Source organism: Bacillus sp. ZY-1-1 (genome assembly GCF_003047165.1).
GTDB classification, from domain to species: Bacteria; Bacillota; Bacilli; order Bacillales; family Bacillaceae; genus Bacillus; species Bacillus velezensis.
The window spans coordinates 1,755,234-1,775,031 of sequence record NZ_CP027061.1 but is presented as its reverse complement, the minus strand read 5'-3'; the positions used below and the strand labels follow the sequence as shown (position 1 = coordinate 1,775,031).

General features: G+C 44.3%; 20 protein-coding genes, 1 other RNA gene, 1 pseudogene and 1 riboswitch. Of the genes and pseudogenes, 5 read left to right on the top strand and 17 right to left on the bottom strand.

From position 1 onward, the window contains the following. Position 1: 1 nt before the first annotated feature. The 7 genes from C5I45_RS09160 to C5I45_RS09130 form a co-directional block, all read right to left on the bottom strand. Positions 2-889: a 5'-3' exonuclease gene (locus C5I45_RS09160; RefSeq protein WP_015388086.1), complete on the bottom strand. Its 888-nt coding sequence runs from the start codon at positions 887-889 to the stop codon at positions 2-4. 95 nt (positions 890-984) lie between these two features. Beyond that, positions 985-1,128, bottom strand: a complete 144-nt coding sequence (locus C5I45_RS09155; protein ID WP_003153570.1) for a hypothetical protein — start codon at positions 1,126-1,128, stop codon at positions 985-987. Positions 1,129-1,204: 76 nt separating this feature from the next. Then, entirely contained in the window at positions 1,205-1,462 is a 258-nt protein-coding gene (locus C5I45_RS09150) for a YpbS family protein (protein ID WP_003153568.1), read from the bottom strand. A gap of 67 nt (positions 1,463-1,529) precedes the next feature. Beyond that, positions 1,530-5,111, bottom strand: coding sequence for a dynamin GTPase (locus C5I45_RS09145; RefSeq protein WP_107994340.1), 3,582 nt, complete (start codon positions 5,109-5,111; stop codon positions 1,530-1,532). Between the two features lie 182 nt (positions 5,112-5,293). Next, entirely contained in the window at positions 5,294-5,389 is a 96-nt protein-coding gene (gene fbpC / locus C5I45_RS09140; RefSeq protein WP_025284905.1) for a Fur-regulated basic protein FbpC, read from the bottom strand. A 72-nt stretch (positions 5,390-5,461) separates the two neighbouring features. Next, a complete protein-coding gene (locus C5I45_RS09135) occupies positions 5,462-5,968 on the bottom strand; it encodes an isoprenylcysteine carboxyl methyltransferase family protein (RefSeq protein WP_003153565.1) in 507 nt (168 codons plus the stop codon). Next, positions 5,968-7,068 (bottom strand): type III polyketide synthase, encoded by a 1,101-nt coding sequence (locus C5I45_RS09130; RefSeq protein WP_024085520.1) that lies wholly within the window; start codon positions 7,066-7,068, stop codon positions 5,968-5,970. Before C5I45_RS09130 ends, C5I45_RS09135 begins: the two co-directional genes overlap by 1 nt. A 165-nt stretch (positions 7,069-7,233) precedes the next feature. On the opposite strand from C5I45_RS09130, the gene C5I45_RS09125 reads away from it, so the two are divergent. Beyond that, positions 7,234-7,842, top strand: a complete 609-nt coding sequence (locus C5I45_RS09125; RefSeq protein ID WP_025852545.1) for a GNAT family N-acetyltransferase — start codon at positions 7,234-7,236, stop codon at positions 7,840-7,842. Between the two features lie 29 nt (positions 7,843-7,871). On the opposite strand, the gene C5I45_RS09120 is transcribed toward C5I45_RS09125, so the two are convergent. Then, on the bottom strand, positions 7,872-8,180 hold the full coding sequence (locus C5I45_RS09120; protein ID WP_014305272.1) for an MGMT family protein: 309 nt from the start codon (positions 8,178-8,180) through the stop codon (positions 7,872-7,874). Between the two features lie 221 nt (positions 8,181-8,401). On the opposite strand from C5I45_RS09120, the gene C5I45_RS09115 reads away from it, so the two are divergent. Continuing rightward, positions 8,402-8,665, top strand: coding sequence for a hypothetical protein (locus C5I45_RS09115; RefSeq protein WP_025852546.1), 264 nt, complete (start codon positions 8,402-8,404; stop codon positions 8,663-8,665). Positions 8,666-9,010: 345 nt separating this feature from the next. Next, positions 9,011-9,580 (top strand): annotated as a pseudogene (locus C5I45_RS09110) (DUF421 domain-containing protein). 203 nt (positions 9,581-9,783) lie between these two features. Here the strand turns inward: C5I45_RS09110 and C5I45_RS09105 are convergent. After that, positions 9,784-10,350 carry a cysteine hydrolase family protein gene (locus C5I45_RS09105; RefSeq protein WP_003153556.1) on the bottom strand — a complete coding sequence of 189 codons (567 nt, stop codon included), beginning with the start codon at positions 10,348-10,350 and terminating at the stop codon, positions 9,784-9,786. A 351-nt stretch (positions 10,351-10,701) separates the two neighbouring features. Here C5I45_RS09105 and C5I45_RS09100 point away from each other — a divergent pair, with 351 nt between their 5' ends. Next, positions 10,702-10,977, top strand: coding sequence for a hypothetical protein (locus C5I45_RS09100; protein ID WP_015388084.1), 276 nt, complete (start codon positions 10,702-10,704; stop codon positions 10,975-10,977). Between the two features lie 411 nt (positions 10,978-11,388). On the opposite strand, the gene pbuX is transcribed toward C5I45_RS09100, so the two are convergent. From pbuX to C5I45_RS09075, 5 genes are all read right to left on the bottom strand, one after another. Then, entirely contained in the window at positions 11,389-12,693 is a 1,305-nt protein-coding gene (gene pbuX, locus C5I45_RS09095; RefSeq protein ID WP_014305276.1) for a xanthine permease PbuX, read from the bottom strand. After that, positions 12,690-13,274 carry a xanthine phosphoribosyltransferase gene (xpt, locus tag C5I45_RS09090; RefSeq protein WP_003153553.1) on the bottom strand — a complete coding sequence of 195 codons (585 nt, stop codon included), beginning with the start codon at positions 13,272-13,274 and terminating at the stop codon, positions 12,690-12,692. Before xpt ends, pbuX begins: the two co-directional genes overlap by 4 nt. A gap of 99 nt (positions 13,275-13,373) precedes the next feature. Then, positions 13,374-13,473: riboswitch (purine riboswitch) on the bottom strand. Between the two features lie 133 nt (positions 13,474-13,606). Next, complete coding sequence (locus C5I45_RS09085; protein WP_025852639.1) at positions 13,607-15,109, bottom strand: carboxypeptidase M32; 1,503 nt, start codon at positions 15,107-15,109, stop codon at positions 13,607-13,609. 111 nt (positions 15,110-15,220) lie between these two features. Beyond that, a complete protein-coding gene (locus tag C5I45_RS09080; RefSeq protein ID WP_017418013.1) occupies positions 15,221-17,140 on the bottom strand; it encodes an ATP-dependent DNA helicase in 1,920 nt (639 codons plus the stop codon). Between the two features lie 104 nt (positions 17,141-17,244). Then, entirely contained in the window at positions 17,245-17,436 is a 192-nt protein-coding gene (locus C5I45_RS09075) for a hypothetical protein (RefSeq protein ID WP_107994339.1), read from the bottom strand. Positions 17,437-17,602: 166 nt separating this feature from the next. Between C5I45_RS09075 and C5I45_RS09070 the strand changes: the two genes are divergently transcribed. After that, entirely contained in the window at positions 17,603-17,755 is a 153-nt protein-coding gene (locus tag C5I45_RS09070; protein ID WP_003153548.1) for a YpzG family protein, read from the top strand. Between the two features lie 40 nt (positions 17,756-17,795). Here C5I45_RS09070 and C5I45_RS09065 read toward each other — a convergent pair whose 3' ends face one another. The 3 genes from C5I45_RS09065 to gpsB form a co-directional block, all read right to left on the bottom strand. Beyond that, positions 17,796-18,962 carry a THUMP domain-containing class I SAM-dependent RNA methyltransferase gene (locus tag C5I45_RS09065; protein ID WP_024085525.1) on the bottom strand — a complete coding sequence of 389 codons (1,167 nt, stop codon included), beginning with the start codon at positions 18,960-18,962 and terminating at the stop codon, positions 17,796-17,798. Between the two features lie 96 nt (positions 18,963-19,058). Continuing rightward, an RNA gene (rnpB, locus tag C5I45_RS09060) (RNase P RNA component class B) lies at positions 19,059-19,440 on the bottom strand. A gap of 55 nt (positions 19,441-19,495) precedes the next feature. Next, positions 19,496-19,795: a cell division regulator GpsB gene (gene gpsB / locus C5I45_RS09055; RefSeq protein WP_003153541.1), complete on the bottom strand. Its 300-nt coding sequence runs from the start codon at positions 19,793-19,795 to the stop codon at positions 19,496-19,498. Positions 19,796-19,798 lie beyond the last annotated feature (3 nt).

Here is a 19,798-nt window from a genome sequence, read left to right as displayed (position 1 = left end):
ATCAGCTGATCTCTCTGGCGTTCAGCTTTTCGAGCATTCTTTCAATTCCTTTTATCTGATGGCGTCTGAGCATTAAGGATGCTTCTTCCATCTTCAATGAAAAAATCGCTTCTTCAAGCGTACAGACTAACGGCACCTCGCAATGTATTTCAGCAAGCTGCCTTGACAGCTCCAATTCTTTCAAGCTTTGCTGAATTTTCGTTTGCTGGCCCTTCGGCAAGAGAGCGAGGCTTTCTAATAACCGTTCTATGTTTTCGTATTCACGGATCAGCTTGTACGCCGTTTTTTCCCCGATCCCTTTAACGCCGGGATAGTTATCGCTCGAGTCTCCCATCAGCGCCTTAATGTCAATCAGCGCTTTTGGCGGAACCCCCGTTTCTTCTCTGAATATCTCATCTGTATATACCTTATAATTGCCGATACCCTTTTGCAGCAGCGCTACCTGAACTTGATGATTCAGCAGTTGAAGCAGATCTTTATCACCCGTTACAATCGTAATTTCCGCTTCTCCGGAAAATAGGGCAGAAAGCGTACCGATACAGTCATCCGCCTCATAGCCTTTTATGCCGATGTTTAAAAAACCGAGCTCTCGCGCTGCTTCTTTCGCTAAATCAAATTGCGGAATCAGCTCAAGCGGCGGTTCGCTTCTGTTGGCCTTATAATCTTGAAACAAATCATTGCGGTACGTTTTGCTTCCCATATCCCAGCAGCAGACGACATGTGTGGGCTGAAATGTATCAACCGCCGTAATGAGATGCTTTAAAAAACCGTTGACGCCGTTTGTCGGGATTCCGTTTTCATTTATCATAAAATTGCGATGAACGGCCGTCGCGAAAAATGAGCGGAACAAAAGCGCCATGCCGTCCACGAGCAGTAATTTGTTATTCATATATCGAAACTCCTTTTTTTATTCAATGTTCCTATTTTACCAAAGAAGGCGGTAAAAAAACAGCATCCCCCCATTTGGAAGATGCTGCCGTCACGTTACTCACCGTGTCTTTTATTGCTTGCCATCAGCTTTTCAGCTTCACGGCCGGCATAAGAATCAAATTTCTGTCCGAAACCGTTTTTCTTTTTGGCATTGTTATTCTGCTGAGCATTTCTGTTTCCCAGTTTTGTTCTGCCCATTGTCATATCCCCCCTTAGAGAAGATACGGATAGTATGTACAGCAAGCGCTGATGACACACGCGGCAGGTTCATCCATTACTGTCTGCTGACGAATTCTTTCACCATCTCTTCACTTACGAATCGTCTTTGCGGCACGATGCCCTTTTTCGCCAGCTGGTTCATTTTTGCGGTAATGCCATTGATGGCATCTGTCGTGAACGGTTCATTCTGTCTGCATTTTACAATGGCTTCTTCAATGGCCTGTTCACGCTGGTAGTCAAGCTGTACAAATGTTTTGACGTGCTGATGCTGTTTTGCGGAATGTGCTGAAATTGCTTTATGGACTTCTGACATAAAAGGTTTCATCTCGCTTTTTTCATTTTAGTCTACCACGACTGTTATCTGCCCGCCAACCGGATTTTTAAATTTTCAGCATTTCATCTTTCTTTTTCCATGCTTTTTCGGCTTCGTAAAGGTGTTCAATTTCCCTTGCACTCGTATTATCCGCAAGACCTTGTAAATAAGTGTCCCGCTGCTCGCGGATCTGGGACAGGCTTTTATCCGCCATGTCTTCTTGCAGACGGCGCACCTGCTCAGTATATCGCTCTGAAAGGCTTTCTTTCTCCTGCTCAAGCCACTTTTCTGTCACTTTTTGCAGGCTGAGCCTGAGCCCTTCTACAAACGCTGCTTTTCCGTTCTGTTCAAAAAACTGCTTCGGCGATTTAACTTCTTTTATGTGATGTGTGAATGCCGAGACGTCAATGACCGGAGCGACTTCTTTCAGCTGAACGGCAAATTCGTTTTCGGCGCTCACATAAATGGAGAAATCTCCGTCTTCCATAAGCTTCTTCTGACAGTTTTCCATCCATTCCTCAGTCATATGGCGCTCAATAAAACCGGTCATCCGGATATCGAGCGTTTTCAGCTCTTGAATATATTCAAAACGGAATTCCTTGAGCGCTTCATTCAGCGCCGCTGCTATATTTTGTTTCCAATCGCCGTTTTGAAGGCCCGGATGGAAGGCGGTTTTCAGCATATCATTCGCATAAAATGTCAGGCGATGTTTAATGTGATAGAGCTGTTCTTCCGTATCTTTCATCACCTTTCGAATGATGACCTCAGACGTACGGCGCTTTGAAATGTCAGCGAGAGCTTTTTCATAGGAAGACTCCAGACGCTGTTTCTTTTTCTCTTTTTCTTCTGCCGACTGGTGAAGAGATTCGTGAAGCTGTTCCACCATATCGCACAATTTGTCCGCCTCTGTTTTCAGCTGGGCGCAGCTGGCCCTCATTACATCTTCCTCAATAAAGTGCTCAAGTCCGGTTCTTACATCAGAGAACCTGTTATAAAAAGCTGCTTTTTTACCCGCAAGCTCTTCTTTACTTGAGACATGATATAATTTCGGCCGGTTAATTCCCTCTTTTGAGAGTTCTGAGCGGACATAGTCTTTGACGGTTTCCAGCTCGCTTTCGGTTTTGGCCAGATCGGCGGCGTTAATGACAAAAAACATTTTATCCATGCCGAATGATTCTTTGACGAGGCCGAGTTTCTTCAGAAAAGACCTGTCTCCTTTTGAAAAAGAATGCTGATAGTACGTCATATAAAAGAACGCGTCAGCATCTTTTATATATTGAAAGGCAAGTTCCGTATGGCGCTTGTTTATACTGCTTGCTCCCGGCGTATCAACAATTGTGATGCCTTTTTGCGTGAGAGGCGAATCATAATACACGGTGACTTCTTTTACGCAGCAGGCCGTTTTTTCTTCGGCAGCATACGGTTTTAAATCTTCCACCGGCACCGTCAGTGTCTGCCTTTGACGGATCTGTTCTTCATACGTATCAAACGCCTGCAGCATCGTCTGAATCACCGGGATAAGTTCATCCGGAACTTTCCCCTTTTTAATGGCATAATTCCATCTCTCTTTCAGTGAACGCCCCTTTACATCAGCGTCTTTCAGCTCAGTCAGCTGAAGCATTTCAGCGTCCAGATCCTCCTCCGTCTTAAAAACGATCTCCGCAGATTTATGCGGTTTGCCGGCTTGCGGTTTCGTTATTTTGTTAATCGTAGCCGTTGTGGGCGTCGGTGATGACGGAAGCACGTATTCACCTACAAGCGCATTTGCAAATGATGATTTACCGGAACTGAATCCGCCGAATAACGCCAAGGTAAACTGGCGGTTTTCAAGCCGCTCAATCCTGCTTCGAAAGGCTTCTGCCTGTTTTCCTAATATGCTCGAGGATTCAAGAATCCCGGCAAGCTCATAGAACCGATCAGTCTGCTCTTTTATAGGAAGTTCCTTCATCGCATTTTTTTCGGGTTTGTTTACTTCATACTGTACAGTCTCTTTTGGTTTCTCTTTTTGAACGGGCGCTTTTGCAAGGCGTTTTTTTCGCGTATACCAGTCGCCGCTTCCCGTATCACAGGTCAATTCTTCTTCCCACAAAGCGCGGACCCGGGCTGCTTTTTCCAAGGCATTGCGTTCTTCTTTTGCCGATTGCGCGAGCTCATCCCTTATCTTCTTTTCTTTTTCGAGCCGGTTTTTCAAGTTCTCAATGAGCGGTCCGTTTTTTGCCTGAACATAAGCGGTCAGCTCCTCAATGAGTTCCGCTGTCTGTCTTTTGGCTTCCCTTCTGATCATCTCAGCGAGGTCTTTCGTATAAGTTAATACGTATTCAGATGAAAAGGCCGCCCCCTGCTTAAGGGCCTGAGCGGTGATATCATCAGAAAGCGGTGTGCGGTACGCCTGGATTTTCTTGATCAGTTCGTCCGAATCCGCTTCATACCGCTTGGCCGCTTTCGTAAATGTGTCGATAATGTGCCAATCCGCTTCCCCTTCCGTTCTTTTTTTAATATCGGCAAAGAATTCAGCATGCCTTCTCTCTTTCTCCTGAGCCGTTTTCGCTTTTGAAAAGAATAATCCGGTTTTAAATGAGGGCTGCTGTGATTCAATATAAGCAGATGCAAGCTCCCTCATCTCAAAGGGTGTCAAATTAGCGTTTTGCAATATGTTCTGCACGTCTTTTCTGATGTCTTTCTCTGCTGTTTCAGCCTGTTGAACGGCTTTATTAAGCTCATCTTCAACAGAACGGACAAGTGCTTCTTGTTTGTCAAACTGCTCTCCGCTTCCGTTTTTATCATCTTTTACGAGCATCTCTGTATGCTCTTTGACTAAGTGTGCGACTTTTCTCTCCGTTAAGGACCATAAATTTGTTTTTGCCTGCTGTTTCAGCTTCTGCAGATGTTTTTTCAGCTGTTCCATGCCGTTTAAAGGATGGTCAGGCTCAGTGACAGACGTAAAGAAAAGCGATTCTTTCGGTATTCCCGCGCCTTCAAGCATATCTTCCACCTGCCTGCGGTACTCTTCAAACTTCGTTTCAGTTTCATCATGCCTGTCAATTTGGTTGACGATCAGAAACAAATTCGGAATACGGTCTTTGATGGAGCTGAGAAACAGCATATTTTCTTCTGAATGAACGTGATTATAATGAACGACGTAAAATAAAGCGTCAGCCTGATGGAGAACCGAAGCGGCAGATAAAAAATGCGCTTCGTCCGTCGAATCAATTCCCGGTGTGTCAATGTAGGCCGCATAAGGCTCTGACTCCTTAAAGCCGGCATAGACTTCCACCGTTTCAATTTGCTCACCGTCTTTACAGAATTGCTGCACTTGTTTTTTATCGTAACTTCCTTTAATTTCTGCATAAGCCCCGTCCGTCGTATGAAGCACGACTTTATCTTCACCGTGCCGGATGACAACGAGGTTGGCGCTTGTGGGAATCGGGCTTGTCGGCAGTATGTCTTCACCGAGCAATGTGTTTAATAAAGAGGACTTTCCGGCCGAATAATGCCCGGTAAACGCGATATAAACCTCTTCATCAGCCGCTTTTTTCATAATGGCCGCGAGCTGATCGGCCCGTTTTTCATCCTGGTGATCCAAAAATTGTACGTATAAGGCACCCGTTCTGCTGAAAATCTCCCTGTTATGGCGTTCTTCTTCTGTCATGTGTCTTTACCCCTTTGTGTCTGTCGCATCAAATGACGTTTTCATTTTTAGAAAGCTCTGAAAAAAACCTCTCCCCCATTTTACACAAGAATGGCCCACTTTTCTTCAGGAAACGTAAAAAAGCCGCCGATATCGGCAGCTGATAAAGAAAAAACACCCGCGGCATTAAAAACCGCAGATGTTTAAGAAGACATCGATTTATTCGAAACTTTTTTCAATACGAAACCAATCAAAACACTGTATGTACAAACGGCTGCAAATAAAAATAACATTGTCATTTTCGGCACCACCTTGAATGAGAATCATTTTCATATTTACATCTTATCATGAGTGAGAATGATTTTCAATCTCTATTTTGCGGTGTTTTCTTCTAGCGCTTTCTCTTCGGCGCGAATCCTCACAGTGAGCATGCAGGCATTGAGAATCGAAAAGAGAAACAGTGTCCAATACGCTCCGTATAACAGCGGCAGAAAAATAAATTCTAAGATGACGACCGCGTAGTTCGGGTGCTTCATCCACCTGTACGGCCCCTTTCTGACAAGCTCCGCATCCGGCACGACAAGAATTTTCGTATTCCAATACCGCCCTAATGATAATAGAGCCCAATACCTGATCCCCTGTACAAATAAAATAATACATATAATGGCGGCCCACCTTGGAGAAAGCGTTTTTTGAAACGCCGCCACCTCAGCTGTAAGAGAGACAAAAAAGAGCACGTGCATCAGGACGAGAAAGGGATAATGTCCTTCTCCGTATTCGACTGCGCCTTGCTTTTTCACCTTCTGCTCATTGCGCCGGGCCACGATCATCTCCGCAATCCGCTGGGCCGCAAGCAGCATGATAAACAGCCAAAACATTAAGAAGCCCCCTTTTCCCAGCTGAACAGCAAAAGCTCAGACGAAAATCCCGGCCCGAGAGCGCCGATCAGCCCTTTTTCGTTTTCTTTCTGCCGGCCGCGGAGCAACTGTTCTTTTATCACATGAAAAATAGTTGCGGAAGACATGTTCCCATGTTTTTGCAGCACCTTCCGAGATGCCTCCAGCTGACCGATGTCCATTGAAAGACTCGTTAAATAGGCGTCAATGATCTTTTTCCCGCCTGGATGGGCAAGAAAGGTTTTAATGTCGTGAGGACCGACACCATATTCTATTAAAAATTCATCAACATTGTCCTTCAGCCACTGTGAAACCAGGGTGGGAATATCTCTTGAAAAAATGACTTGAAAACCGCTGTCGGTGAATTCCCAGCCCATCACATCTTCCGCATCCGGCATCATCACCGATTGAGTGGCGAATATCCGCGGAAGAAGCGGCTGTTTGACGCCGTTTCGGTTCGCCTTTTCTCCTCCGACTAGTACTGCGGCAATGCCGTCCGCAAACAGGGAAGTTCCGATTAAGTTGCTTTTTGACTTGTCGTTCGGCTGAAACGTTAAGCTGCAGAGTTCAGCCGCGATGACAAGCACGTATGCTTCAGGATATGCGCGGCAGTATTCGTACGCCCTGGACAGGCCGGCCGCTCCGCCCGCGCATCCTAAGCCCCAGATCGGTATCCGTTTTGTTTTCGCAGAAAACGGCAGCTGATTCATCACTTTCGCTTCAATGCTGGGTGTCGAAAGCCCGGTGCTGGAAATAAAAAAGATCGCATCCACTTTTTCATAAGGAAAGGGATTTGTTAAACAATCCGGGTTTGTTAAACAATCAAGCGCCGCATCCGCACTGTGCTTAACGGTTTCTTCCGTATACAGCCGGTTCTTTTCTGAAAAACCCCGCGCCGTTTTATACCATTCAATCGGCCGGACAAACTGCCTTGATTCAATTTCGCCGTTTTGAAAGGCTTTTAACAGCCGGTCAATATCCTTAAATGAATCGGCAAACATCCCTCTCGCAAAATCCGCCGCCGTTTCTTGCGAGACATGATATTCCGGAATGCTCGTTCCGACCGATAACACATATGCCATGCCCATCACCTCTTCACATAAAGGTTTCCGCTTTTTTCCTGAATGTATGCATAAGATTGAATCGAGGATTTCACTGACATGCCATTTTAATTTAAAATTGGCCCTTTTGAATGATAAACCGTTCGACTATACTTGATCCATTCATAAAAAAAGGTTGTGATAAGAATGCTGAAGCCCGTCATTCTTAAAGGGTCACTCGTTCAGTTAGAGCCGATGACGATTGATCACACTCAGGCACTTTGTGAAGCTGCTTCAGAAAATAGGGCGACTTACGCTTACACCCATGTTCCTGACGGAATCGAAGAAACAAAGCGTTATATTGAACGTGCGCTTTCCGATTATGAAAAAGGACTTGCATTGCCATTTGCAGTACGGAGTCTTGAAAAAGAGCGAATCGTCGGAAGCACGCGGTTTATGGATGCGGAAGTGTTTACGCGGCCGGCGGACGCAGCCCCGGAAGTGTGTGAGATCGGCAGCACATGGTATGCCTCTGCCGTACAGCGGACCGGTGTCAATACGGAATGTAAACTTCTGTTGCTGACCCATGCGTTTGACGCGTGGCAAGCTGTCAGGGTGACGCTGAAAACCGATGTTCGCAACCAGCGCTCACGAACTGCGATTTTGCGGATCGGTGCCCAATTTGAAGGGATCCGCCGCGCGCATATTCCGGCTGTCGACGGCGGCCTCAGAGATACCGCCTACTACTCCATCCTTCGGGAGGAATGGCCTTATATCCGGCAAAACCTTTCTGGCCGGCTTGCAGCATATAACTGAAAAACCTGCCGATATATACGGCAGGTTTTTTACATATTCGGATCATGGACGTATAAATTGAGATCGATCCGTCCGTCTGACGTGACCGCTACGCCCTCAGCTTCAAGAGACAGCTTCTGTACAGAAAACATCTCTTCATCTCTTAATCCGATTTCACCCTTTGCATTGATGACCCTGTGCCAAGGAAGACGATGCTTTTTACTCATGGAGTGAAGAATCCTCACAACCTGCCTCGCTCCCCGCGGACTTCCCGCAAGACCGGCAATTTGACCATACGTCATCACTTTTCCTTCAGGAATCTGTTTGATAATGGCTACCGCCCGTTCCGTAAATGTCATGTAACTCCTCATTTCGCAAGAGCAGATGATTTTCGAGAAAATCATCTGCTTCCTGATCTTATTTTTATAGATGATAATTGCTTCATCATCATACTTATTACATCTCTGCGTTTAAATAGATTATCTGTTTGTTCACAAAAAATTAACAAAGATAGGCATGTACATATTTAACATAATATGTAATAATACAATTGTATTAAAAAAGAAAAGGAGTGTTTGCAATGAAAATGAAAAAAGCTTTAGCCGGCTCAGCCCTATCACTCGCTTTACTCTGTTCTGCCGTCCCTGCTTTTGCCGCAGGTCCTGCTGATACACCTTCTGCAGAAAGCAAAACGAAGGAAGTATCTGCTTTGGCGACGTTCATACTTAATGGTTATGGCCCTGATTACCCTACTTCAATTTACCGGAATGGAATCACCTATTATTTAGACAACATCACCTTCCATGGTGCTGATGGCACTTGGACAGCCGTCTACAAAAGCTGATTTTTCATGACGGCGGAATGATTGTCTCAAGTAACAACTAAAAAGCTGCTAATATAAGGGGGCTTTGCCCCTTTTTTTAGTTTCACTCCATTTTATAATTGATCCAGCATATAGCACCTAGGTGCGTAATTTTATTACATCCGATGATCATTATTAGTTGTAATGTTTCTGCTTTTAGACGCAAAAACACATAAACTAAAATTCTCTCCCGCGTGTCTATCCAAAAGCCGAGTCTCAACTCTATCAATCCAGAACGTTTTATCGACGCCTGAGTTCCCCAGCTAACGTTAAGAAACCTCTTACTTGCTCTTTCATTTTTGATAAAACACAATCCAGGGTGATAACATGAGATTTGCTTGGGAAGAATTAATTATAATTGCATTCGGAATGATTTTACTGAGAATTTCAGGGAGAAAATCCATTGCACAAATGACCATCGCACAGACAATGGTGATGATTTCAATCGGTACGATTATCGTTCATCCCATTTTAGAAACCAGTTTATTGAAAACATTAATCGCTGCGTCTATCCTTTTAGTGCTTTAATGTTGATGGAATGGTTTCAAGTAAAAGTAAACTGGATTGAATTTTTTTAACCGAAAAATCTAAATTCGATATAGAAGACGGCCAACTAATATACAAAACTTAAAGAAGCTGAGACTGACAGCAGATCAACTCGAAATGCGTTTAAGGCTTCTTGGCATTTCAATTAAATATGCCACTTTAGAAGCTAATGGACAATTAGGCTACGAATTAAAAGATGACTGTAAGCCTTTAACCATCAAAGATTTTAAAAATGTGACCGACCCAAAATGTCTTAACAAAGAGCCTCAGCCACAAAAAGATGATCAAGCCAATCTATTCGAGGAAATCAAAAGACACCAGACTCAGCACAAGCCAAAAAATCTTGAATAATTCGCTGATTAGTAAAATCTTTTGTTATTCAAAACCGAAGCCGAATCAGACCGTTAACCGCGCCGATCATTTTTTACCAGCCCGTTTTACAAGAAACAAAAAAGCATCTGAAGCAGATGCCATTTTTCAGACGAGATCCTTGTATGCGACTGAATATGCTTTTCAGCCGCTATACCCACCGCCGGCCTTAGCCATAATGTTAATCAGTTTGTTTTTATAAAATCATTGATTAATTGATCAGTCGTTAATATTGTGGCAAATTCGTCATGCAATGTAGCCAGAGATATATTGTGAATAGTCTCGGCATCATAATATGTATCATTTTGGTCTTTCATTCCGAAGGCTGCTGTCGCATCTGAAATGAGGTAGGTATCAAACCCTAAATTACCGCTCATTCTTGTAGTTGTTGAAACACAATGGGGCGTAGTCAAACCAGTTATTACGACAGTTGTTATATCATTTGATTTTAAAATCTCTTCTAGATTAGTCCCGATAAAGCTGCTGTTTACTTTCTTGGTTATAATGACCTCTTTATCCATAGGTTTAACGATTTCCTTTATAGCAACCCCCTCATTTTTTGGATAAAATAAAGAACCAGGTTTATCAGAAATATGTTGTATGTATATGACTGTCCATCCTTTTTCTCTCCATAATTTCAGTATTTTACTAATGTTTTCTTCCGCTTTTACGTTATTTCGTTCTCCCCATTTTTTATCATCGAAAGCTTTTTGTACATCCACAATGATTAAAGCTTTTTTCTTTTCTGCCACCAGATAACCTCCTATATTGAAAATTAGTATTTATAACATTTTAAATAAAGTTTTTACTTTTGTACAATTGTTTCACCTTTCCCGTTGGAAAAGCGCTGGAATAGCTAAAGCAAACACTCACTCAAAGGCTGCAGCTCACCAGAGGCCAGCAATAATCAACTCTTTTTCTCTATATACATATCAGTATCCTGAAATAAGCTGCAACAGCGGATGAAAGGATTGCCCCTTTTGCCATCCACTCCCCTAAAAAAATTCACGCTGCGCCCACAAAATATTAACAAAAAACCTCTTGGTTATTATTGTATTTTGTGTAATAATACAATTGTATTAAAAAACAAAGGAGTGTTAAAAATGAAATTAAAAAAAGTTTTAACTGGTTCTGCCTTGTCTCTCGCTTTACTCGTTTCCGCTTCCCCTGCTTTTGCATCCAGCCCTGGCAATACAAATAGCGACTCAACTGAAACAAAAATTTCGACACAAGCGACCAAAGATTCTTTTACAATGGATTACCTTCATAGATGGGATATCCCAAATACAACTGTTAAAAATGGTGTTACTTATTACCTTAAGAAAGTAGAGATAATCGAAGGGTTCTATCGCGCAACTTTTGAAGGATGGATTAATTAGAAGAAGGGGCTTTCCCTTCTTTTACTCTCTTTTGTAAGGATCGGTGCACAAGACACTCCCCCTCAGCGCCCATTCTGCAGTTGCACTTCGGCATCGGGCATTTCATTCCATGTCTAAACCAAGTTTCGTGTCATCACCGTCCGAACAATGATATTCGTTTATGATATGATCCCCCATTCTCCTTTTTTTCTTACATTCAGTCATATGTTCACGTACATATAGTTCGGGACGGTTTTTCGGCGAAATAAGGCGGATGCCGCATCACTCAATTTATTTCTTTTCAAACAATGAAACTAATAAAAAAAGAGGATGCCTCACAAAAAGTTCAGCAAACTTTCGGAAGCATCCTCGATCTCGGGATTTCATAAAGAAATGTTATTAAAATGTTATTTTTTTAAGAAAAACGGATCACTAACCCTCTTGAACCCTTGTCACATCAAGAGTTTTTTTCGTTTTAGGAATCATATTATAAACAATATTCAAAAGCACGGCGGTAAAGCTTCCGGCGACGATTCCGTTTGTGGTCAGCAGATTTAAGTAAGACGGCAGGTGCTTAAACATATCGGGAACGACGGTTACACCGAGTCCCAATCCGACCGAACACGCGACGATCAGAAGATTTTCCTGCTTTTTAAAGTCAATTTGACTGAGCATTTTAATGCCGTAGGAAATGACCATGCCGAACATGGCCACCATCGCGCCTCCCAGTACTGAAGACGGGATGATGGTCGTGAAGGCTGCGATTTTCGGAAAAAGGCCGAATAGCATTAAAAGTGCGCCCGTGACACCGATGACCGCGTTTTTCTTAATCCCCGTCAGCTGCACGAGGCCGACGTTTTGGGAATAGGCCGTATACGGAAAAGCATTGAAAATGCCGCTGATGAATACCGCCAGGCCTTCCGCGCGGTAGCCTTTTGCTAAATCACGTTCAGACAGGCGCCGGTTTGTCAGGTCACCGAGAGCGAAATAGACGCCGGTTGATTCAACAAGGCTGACAATGGCAACGATGGACATCGTAATAATCGGTGCCGCATGAAATGTCGGCGTCCCGAAGTAAAACGGTTTAATCATTTGAATGGCGTCAGCATTCGCCACATTGTCAAATTGCACTTTTCCCATAAAATATGCGATGGCCGTCCCGATGACAATGCCGATTAAAATCGAAATGGATTTCAAAAATCCTTTTGTAAACCGATAAAGCAGCACGATAATGACGAGCACCGTAAATCCGAGGGCAAGGTTAGCCGGATCACCGAAATCCTTGCTGCCTTCCCCGCCGGCAATATGATTCATCGCGACCGGCATTAAGGTCATCCCGATAATCGTCACGACAGATCCGGTTACGACAGGCGGGAAAAAGGATACGAGCTTGCCGAAGAAAAACGACAGCAGAATGACAAGCAGACCCGATGCCAAAATGCTTCCGTAAATGGCTGAAATCCCGTACTCCTTACCGATGGAAATAATCGGCGCTACCGCGGTGAACGTACAGCCGAGCACAACAGGCAAGCCGATGCCGAAACATTTATTCCTCCATACTTGAAGCAGCGTAGCCGCCCCGCACATAAAAATGTCAATTGATACGAGATATGTCAGCTGTTCTGCGTTCAGTCCCAATGCCGCTCCTACAATTAAAGGAACGACGACGGCGCCGGCATACATGGCAAGCACATGCTGGATACCGAGGGAAAGTGTTTTGGCATAGCCGTTTTTCATGAACGGACCTCCTGTACAAATGTCACTTTTCCGTCTTCAAGCGATTGAATTCTCGCCAGTGATTCGACCCGGCATCCTTTTTTTACCAGCTCGTCTCTTCCCGGCTGAAATGACTTTTCAATGACGATTCCGATCCCGCAAACCGCTGCGCCTGCTTGTTTTACGATGGACAAAAGCCCCTCTGCCGCCTGTCCGTTCGCTAAAAAGTCGTCAATGATTAACACGCGGTCTTCTTTCGAGAGATGATTTCCGGAGATTGCAATCTGACTTTCTGTTTTTTTCGTGAAAGAATAGACGGACGCCGTCAGCAGATCATCCGTTAACGTGAGAGACTTCCTTTTTCTCGCAAAGATGACGGGAACGCCGAGTTCAAGGCCGGCCATTACCGCAGGGGCAATGCCCGAAGATTCAATTGTGACGATTTTGGTTATCTCGTCTTTTTCAAAACGCCGCGCAAATTCCCGGCCGATCTGCTGCATGAGAACCGGATCAATTTGATGGTTTAAAAAAGAATCCACTTTCAGCACTTGATCAGAAAGAACGATTCCGTCTTCTGCTATTTTTCGTTTTAATGCTTCCACAATGATTACCCCCGCTTATAAAAAATAAAAAAAGCATTGCCCGCTCTCCAAAAAAAGAGCAAGCAATGCCGAATGATCTACACGTAACGGCCGAATAAAGCCGTTCCATTGCTCACTCATAGTCGGACATTTACGGTGACCGGTAGAAACTTGCGTGCCATATCCACGCGATTATATGAGTGTTCGTATGATATTAATCAAATTATAACAAGATACACTTCTTTTGCATAGTGAAATTTGAATATTTCCGAACTTTTACAAAGAATTAGTTTTCGATTATTCGTCTTTTTAGAATTTTTAGAAAAACACCCGGTGTATAGCGGGCGTTTCGTTTATAAATATAAATTTGAATATTTGCCGACGAGATACTCAATGAGATATTGAACGTTCAGCTCTTCTCCCGTTGCATCTTTTATGATGTCAAGCGGCATTTTGCGTCTTCCGTGCTGATGAACCTTTTCTGTCAGCCATTGTTTGATCGGCTCAAAGTCGCCCCGTTCTATTAATTGATCAAATTCAGGCAGATCCTCAAGCATGGTATGCTTCAGCTGTGCCGCATACATATATCCGAGCGCATAGGAAGGGAAATAGCCGAAATCGCCGCCCGCCCAATGTACGTCCTGCAAAATGCCTTTTGCGTCAGATGGCGGCGTAATGCCTAAATAATCATGATATTTTTGATTCCACAATGCAGGCAGTTCTTCCACTGTCACTTCATTGCTGAAAATCGCTTTTTCAATTTCATAACGGATAATAATATGAAGCGGATATGTCAACTCATCGGCTTCAATTCGGATAAAGGTCGGTTTCGCCTCATTTACGGCGCGTACAAAGTCCTCTCTTTTCACATCTTGAAATTGATCAGGCGAAGCCTCAACCATTTTTTCATAATAGGCGGTCCAGAAATGTTGATTTCTGGCGATAAAGTTTTCATAAAATAACGATTGGGATTCATGAATTCCCATGGATGCACCGTCAGATAAGTTCGTTCCGCTCAGCGCTTCGTCAATATTCTGCTCGTAGATCGCATGCCCGCATTCATGAATCGTTCCGAAAATCGCCGTGCGGAAATCGTTTTCGTCATATCTGGTCGTCACCCGCACATCGCCGCGGTTGATTGTCGTCGCAAACGGATGCACCGTCTCGTCCAGGCGGCCGCCGTCAAAATCATACCCGAACTCTTTTAAGAAATACAAGGAGAGGTCTCTTTGTTGTTCTTTCGGAAACGTTTTCGTTATAAAGGAAGTGTCCGGTTTATTGCCGGATTCCGTCACTTTTTTGATAAGCGGAATGATCGCTTCCTTCAATTCAGAAAACAGCTGATCCAGCACCTTTACCGTAACACCCGGTTCGAAAATATCGAGCAATGCGTTGTATGGATGATCTTCATAGCCCCAGTAAGAAATAAACCGCTTATTAAAATCAATCAGCTTCTCAAGGTACGGAGCAAACATAGAGAAATCAGAGGCCGCCTTTGCATCCTCCCAAGCCGTTTCCGCTTTCGATGTTAAAATGACATATTCTTTATACTCATCTTCAGGAATTTTTTTATTATGATCATAATCTTTTTTCGCAAGTTCCGCCGCTTTCACTGTATCTTCAGAGAGCTCTTCTGCATGCACGAGAAGGATGTCGATCAGCTCTTTCATCCGGTCGGATGTCTGGATTTGAAAAACGTCAGCCGACAGCTGTCCGATGCTTTCCGCCCGGTCATCAGAGCCTTTTTTCGGGGCTCCCGTTCTTAAGTCCCAATGCATGAGCGCAATGGCTTCTTCATAGTGGGATACTCTTTTTAACAGATCAAAAAACTCTTTTTCATATGTATGTACATCCATATCCGTTCCCCTCCCTTTTCACTATCAATTACAGGCTAATGGAACGCCGTCATAAAGTCAACTTCCCGGATTAAAAAAAGCCGCAGGATAAGATTCCTGCAGCTCTTGTTTTTATACGATTTTCGGTGTAACAGGCAAGACCTTTTTGACTTCGGCCAGGACCCGTTCACTTTCTCCGCCCGCATAAATGGATATGGTTCCGCTGTCCTGATTAGAACGGATGAGGCGGCCGATTCCCTGCCGGACTCTCAAAAGCATGTACGGCAGATCAACTTCCTCAAACGGATCTTTTTTCGCTCCGTTCCGCTTTGCGGTAAACACAGGATCATGAGGCGGATACGGCAATGCCCAAATGGTCACATTCCGGAGCGAGTCACCGGGAATGTCAAGACCTTCCCATAAGTGGACGGAACAAAGCACGGATTCTTCATCCCGCTGGAATTTTTCGACCAGACTGCTGATCTCTTCGTCACCTTCGTAGTAAATCGGATACGGCAGCTCCCACGCGGCAGCCTGTTCTTTAAATTCCTTCATGTCTTCAAAGGAAGGGAAAAGAACGAGGGTGCGTCCTTCATTCTCCTTAATGGTTTCAATCGTTTCGGCTGTTTTCTGCTCAGACGTCATGTCACCGTGAAGCGCAACAGACATTTGCTCCTCGTAATCGTACGGAGATTCAACGGTAAATGATAAAGGATCACGGATTCCGAGACTGTCAGCGATATAATCAAATGAACCGCCCTCAGAAAGAGTGGCCGATGAGAAGATATAAGGTATCTTTTTAGAAAAGACCTTTTCTCCCAAAACTTCGGCTACAGTTCTCGGCATAACGACAAACGTTGAGTCTGTATCCCGCGTTTCAAGCCAGCTGATGGCATCCTTTTGATACAGCGACAGCGAATATGCCATTTGTTCGACGTATTCTTCTACAACTGACAGCTCGTACTTATCAATCGTATACATTTCCGATTCAAATACGAGCGCCTCGCCGATTTTATCGAGCAGACGGCACAGTTCGTCAGCCGCACGCTTAACACGCTGGTCGTTTTGGATGTCCAATCGGTGAGAGCCGGCGATTTCCTTCGATTCCTCTGACAGCACATAGAAAAACTCATCGTTTGCGGCAAGGGCATCTTCAATCAGTTCGGCGAATTCCTCTCTGATGTCATTTTGAAGCAGACGCTCTAAAAACAGCTCAAGCGTCGACTGCTTCACACGATACGTTAACGCTTTTTGCGCGGCGAATTCCAGCAGATGTCCTTCATCAAACACGACGGCGCTGTGATCCGGCAAAAGCGGCAGCTGCCCTTCCCTTTTGCGTGATTCTTCCGTCCATACATGCTCCATGTAGAAATCATGGGAGCAAACAATCAGATCCGTTGATTTTCTGTAATGATCTCTTGAAAGTGTTAAACCGCATCTATGTCTCATATCACATGTTAAACAATCTTGGAAGGAATCATAGCTGACGCCTGCCCACTCTTCATTTGTCAAATCAGCGTACTGTTTGCGGTCGCCGTACGGATAAAAGCGCTGCATCGCTTGTGATTCGTGTACGAATGAAGGCAGCGACTCATAAAGATCCAGCCACTTTTCATCATCAGAACGCTGCATCGTTTTCTCCAGCTTTTTCAGACAGAGATACTGCTCATGGGATTTGGACAGCCGTGTATCAATCTGCAGATCCAAATGTTCTGTCAGCTTGGAAATGTCGCCTTCTTTTTTGACAAGCTGTTCAATTAACGTTTCATCGGCGCATGCGATAATGGCCGGTTTACCCGTATATCTTGCATAGCTGATGGCAAACAGCAGATACACCAGCGTTTTCCCCGTACCGACTCCTGCCTCAGCGAACATGACCTTTTTCTCTTTAAAAGCCCGTTCAAGCTGAAACGCCATAAATACCTGCTCATCCCGAAGGTCAAATCCTTTCTCGGGAAGGATATCGTAAAACACGTCACCAATCCAATTGTTCAATTCTTCGTAAAAATTCTTTTCTTTTGTTAAAGCAAAAGGCAAACGTGATGTTGTCACCCAACTCCAACCCCTAACTATTCGGCATTCAGACCATCTATAATATCATTTAACCCTTTTCAATACAACAAAAAAACTTGGCCACGCCAAGTTTTTGTCATTACTCATTTCCGGTTAATGATATGTGTACATAGGAACGGATGGTCTGTTGAATGTGTATGTTTTACCGCATTTTCAAGTTCTTCCTGTGCGCGTGTCATGACGGAAGGACCGAACTCAGCTCCGGCTTCCTCCAGCCGGAAAGCAGTTGCGTCTAACGCCTTTTGTATTTTACTGAAGTGCTCGCTGTTCAGCATAAAATAAGATCACCTCTCAAATAGAAATAATCATCATTCTATGCCGATGCTTCACTTTCTATACATGCCATCCTGAATGATCCGCACCTGACCTGCACAAACTACAACAGATATTCGATCGAATATCCATCTTCACAAAATTATTCTATCCGGGAGTGATGGTTACATGAGTTATAAAGATCGATTAGATCAGCATTCTGAATTGTTTCATCACAATTGGACGCGGCCGAAACGCTCTAAATCGCAGGTGAACGGCCACACCGAAATGTCCCAGACCAACATTATTTTACGGAGCAACGCAAAAGCGCACCGCTGGTAATGGCAGAATAAAACGTAAAGATGCCGGAGAAGACGCTGTTTCAGGCGTCTTCTCTTTGTTGCGGCTTTTTCCGCTGCGGCCGCACTTTAGCCCAGTACTGATAATAATCCGTTTTGATAAAACCGTTAAAGAGCTTCCGTTTTTTTGTTGCTTTTCTTCCGTAGACCTCTTCAAATTGTTCATTTGACGTTAACATGTAGACAGACCATGTATCAAGAGATTCAAATGCCCGGCCCATTTCTTTATACATCTGCTCTACTTCCCTTTTTTCGCCGAGCCGTTCGCCGTACGGAGGGTTTCCGACGATAACACCGAATTCGAGTTTCGTCGTAAAATCCTGCACTCGCATCTGCTTGCATTCGATCAGGTCCCCAAGTCCCGCTTCTTCTGCGTTTTCTTTGGCGATGTTTACCATCCGGTGATCCACGTCACTGGCAAAGATCTGCAGCGGCTGATCATAGTTCGCCTTTTCTTCCACTTCAAGGCGCGCCTTGTCCCACAGTTCTTTTCCGATCCATTCCCAGTCTTCTGAAGCAAAATCACGGTTAAAACCCGGAGCAATGTTTTGCCCGATTAAAGCGGCTTCGATGGCGATCGTGCCGGAACCGCAGAACGGATCGACGAACGGACGGTCAGGCGTCCAGTTGGTTAACAGAATTAACGCGGCAGCGAGCGTCTCTTTAATCGGAGCTCCGCCCTGATCAACCCTGTATCCCCGTTTGTGAAGGCCTGTTCCTGATGAATCCAGTGTAAGTACGGCTTTATCTTTTAAAAGGGAAATCTCCACCTTATACTCGGGTCCCGTTTCTTCAATCCATTCATTTTGTTTTCCTGATTGAAGTTTCAGCTTTTCCGCTATCGCCTTTTTGACGATCCGCTGGCAGTCAGGCACACTGGCAAGCACTGATTTCACGGACTTTCCGATAACGGGGAACTTTGCGTTTTCCGGAATGTACGCGCGCCAGTCAATCGCTTTTGTTTTTTCAAACAGCTCATCAAACGTTTTTGCCTGAAACTCGGCGACCTGTACTTTGATGCGGTCAGCCGTCCGCAGCCATAAGTTAGCGCGGCAGATCGCAAGCGCATCTCCTTCAAAAATGACTTTTCCGTTGTCTACTTTGCATTCATAACCTAAATCACGCACTTCTTTGGCGACGATCGCTTCAATTCCCATCGGCGCCGTCGCTATTAGTGTGTACTTCTTCATCGTATCACCCTGTCTCTTTTAAGCTTTCGTTTCATTCAAGATAAAAGCTCCCCTTTAAAGGAGAGCTCTAATTTGTCATATCAATAATGTTTAACGTTCTGTAAGCCATGTTTTGTTCCGTCGTACTGCAATCGGCTCATCACCTCGTACTCAGGCGGCAATCATCTATCTACAGAAAGTATTCTGTCCTTCTATCTGTTCAGTTCCTTCAAGAAGGTTCCCCTACCAAAATTTGGGTTTCTCGCTCGAGGGGTTTACCGCGTTCCACTCTCAACATTTCTGATGAGACTTCGTCACTGTGGCACTTTCAAGGATACTCAGCCATATCCGGAGACGTAGGCTTTTTTCCTGCCGTCAGCCTATCAAGGCTGCCCTAGCTTATTTCTTCGCTAGGCACGAACACTACGGGCATCTCAGCACCGTGCGAGCATGGACTTTCCTCTACAGATTCAAAGACCTGCAGCGATTACCCGAACGTTAAGAACACTTGTTCATTATAAAGCAACTTGTCTCATTTGACAAGTGCATCTGCCTTATTCGTCATAAAGTTTGCTGCCGAATACATGTTTCTCAAGGTTGGACAGCCTTTTCAGAATATCAAAGTTGGTCGTATTGGACTGCACCGGCTGTTTTTTGCTTGCTTCTTCAAGCTGTTTTTTCAGCTGCAGATTTTCCTGCTGCAGTTCTTCAATTTCTTGATGAAAGGTTTCATAATCCTTAATAATCATATCTAAAAATTTGTCAACGTCTTCTTGTCTGTAACCTCTAACGCCTGTTTTAAATTCTTTTTCCAAAATGTCTTTCGCAGAAAGCTTTACTTTATCAGCAAGCATCTT

Bases quoted from the DNA above. Each gene is read 5' to 3' on its own strand.
- C5I45_RS09160 (WP_015388086.1), bottom strand. From the start codon at position 889: ATGAATAACAAATTACTGCTCGTGGACGGCATGGCGCTTTTGTTCCGC.
- C5I45_RS09155 (WP_003153570.1), bottom strand. From the start codon at position 1,128: ATGGGCAGAACAAAACTGGGAAACAGAAATGCTCAGCAGAATAACAAT.
- C5I45_RS09150 (WP_003153568.1), bottom strand. From the start codon at position 1,462: ATGTCAGAAGTCCATAAAGCAATTTCAGCACATTCCGCAAAACAGCAT.
- C5I45_RS09145 (WP_107994340.1), bottom strand. From the start codon at position 5,111: ATGACAGAAGAAGAACGCCATAACAGGGAGATTTTCAGCAGAACGGGT.
- fbpC (WP_025284905.1), bottom strand. From the start codon at position 5,389: ATGACAATGTTATTTTTATTTGCAGCCGTTTGTACATACAGTGTTTTG.
- C5I45_RS09135 (WP_003153565.1), bottom strand. From the start codon at position 5,968: ATGTTTTGGCTGTTTATCATGCTGCTTGCGGCCCAGCGGATTGCGGAG.
- C5I45_RS09130 (WP_024085520.1), bottom strand. From the start codon at position 7,068: ATGGCATATGTGTTATCGGTCGGAACGAGCATTCCGGAATATCATGTC.
- C5I45_RS09125 (WP_025852545.1), top strand. From the start codon at position 7,234: ATGCTGAAGCCCGTCATTCTTAAAGGGTCACTCGTTCAGTTAGAGCCG.
- C5I45_RS09120 (WP_014305272.1), bottom strand. From the start codon at position 8,180: ATGACATTTACGGAACGGGCGGTAGCCATTATCAAACAGATTCCTGAA.
- C5I45_RS09115 (WP_025852546.1), top strand. From the start codon at position 8,402: ATGAAAATGAAAAAAGCTTTAGCCGGCTCAGCCCTATCACTCGCTTTA.
- C5I45_RS09100 (WP_015388084.1), top strand. From the start codon at position 10,702: ATGAAATTAAAAAAAGTTTTAACTGGTTCTGCCTTGTCTCTCGCTTTA.
- pbuX (WP_014305276.1), bottom strand. From the start codon at position 12,693: ATGAAAAACGGCTATGCCAAAACACTTTCCCTCGGTATCCAGCATGTG.
- C5I45_RS09085 (WP_025852639.1), bottom strand. From the start codon at position 15,109: ATGGATGTACATACATATGAAAAAGAGTTTTTTGATCTGTTAAAAAGA.
- C5I45_RS09075 (WP_107994339.1), bottom strand. From the start codon at position 17,436: ATGCTGAACAGCGAGCACTTCAGTAAAATACAAAAGGCGTTAGACGCA.
- C5I45_RS09070 (WP_003153548.1), top strand. From the start codon at position 17,603: ATGAGTTATAAAGATCGATTAGATCAGCATTCTGAATTGTTTCATCAC.
- C5I45_RS09065 (WP_024085525.1), bottom strand. From the start codon at position 18,962: ATGAAGAAGTACACACTAATAGCGACGGCGCCGATGGGAATTGAAGCG.
- gpsB (WP_003153541.1), bottom strand. From the start codon at position 19,795: ATGCTTGCTGATAAAGTAAAGCTTTCTGCGAAAGACATTTTGGAAAAA.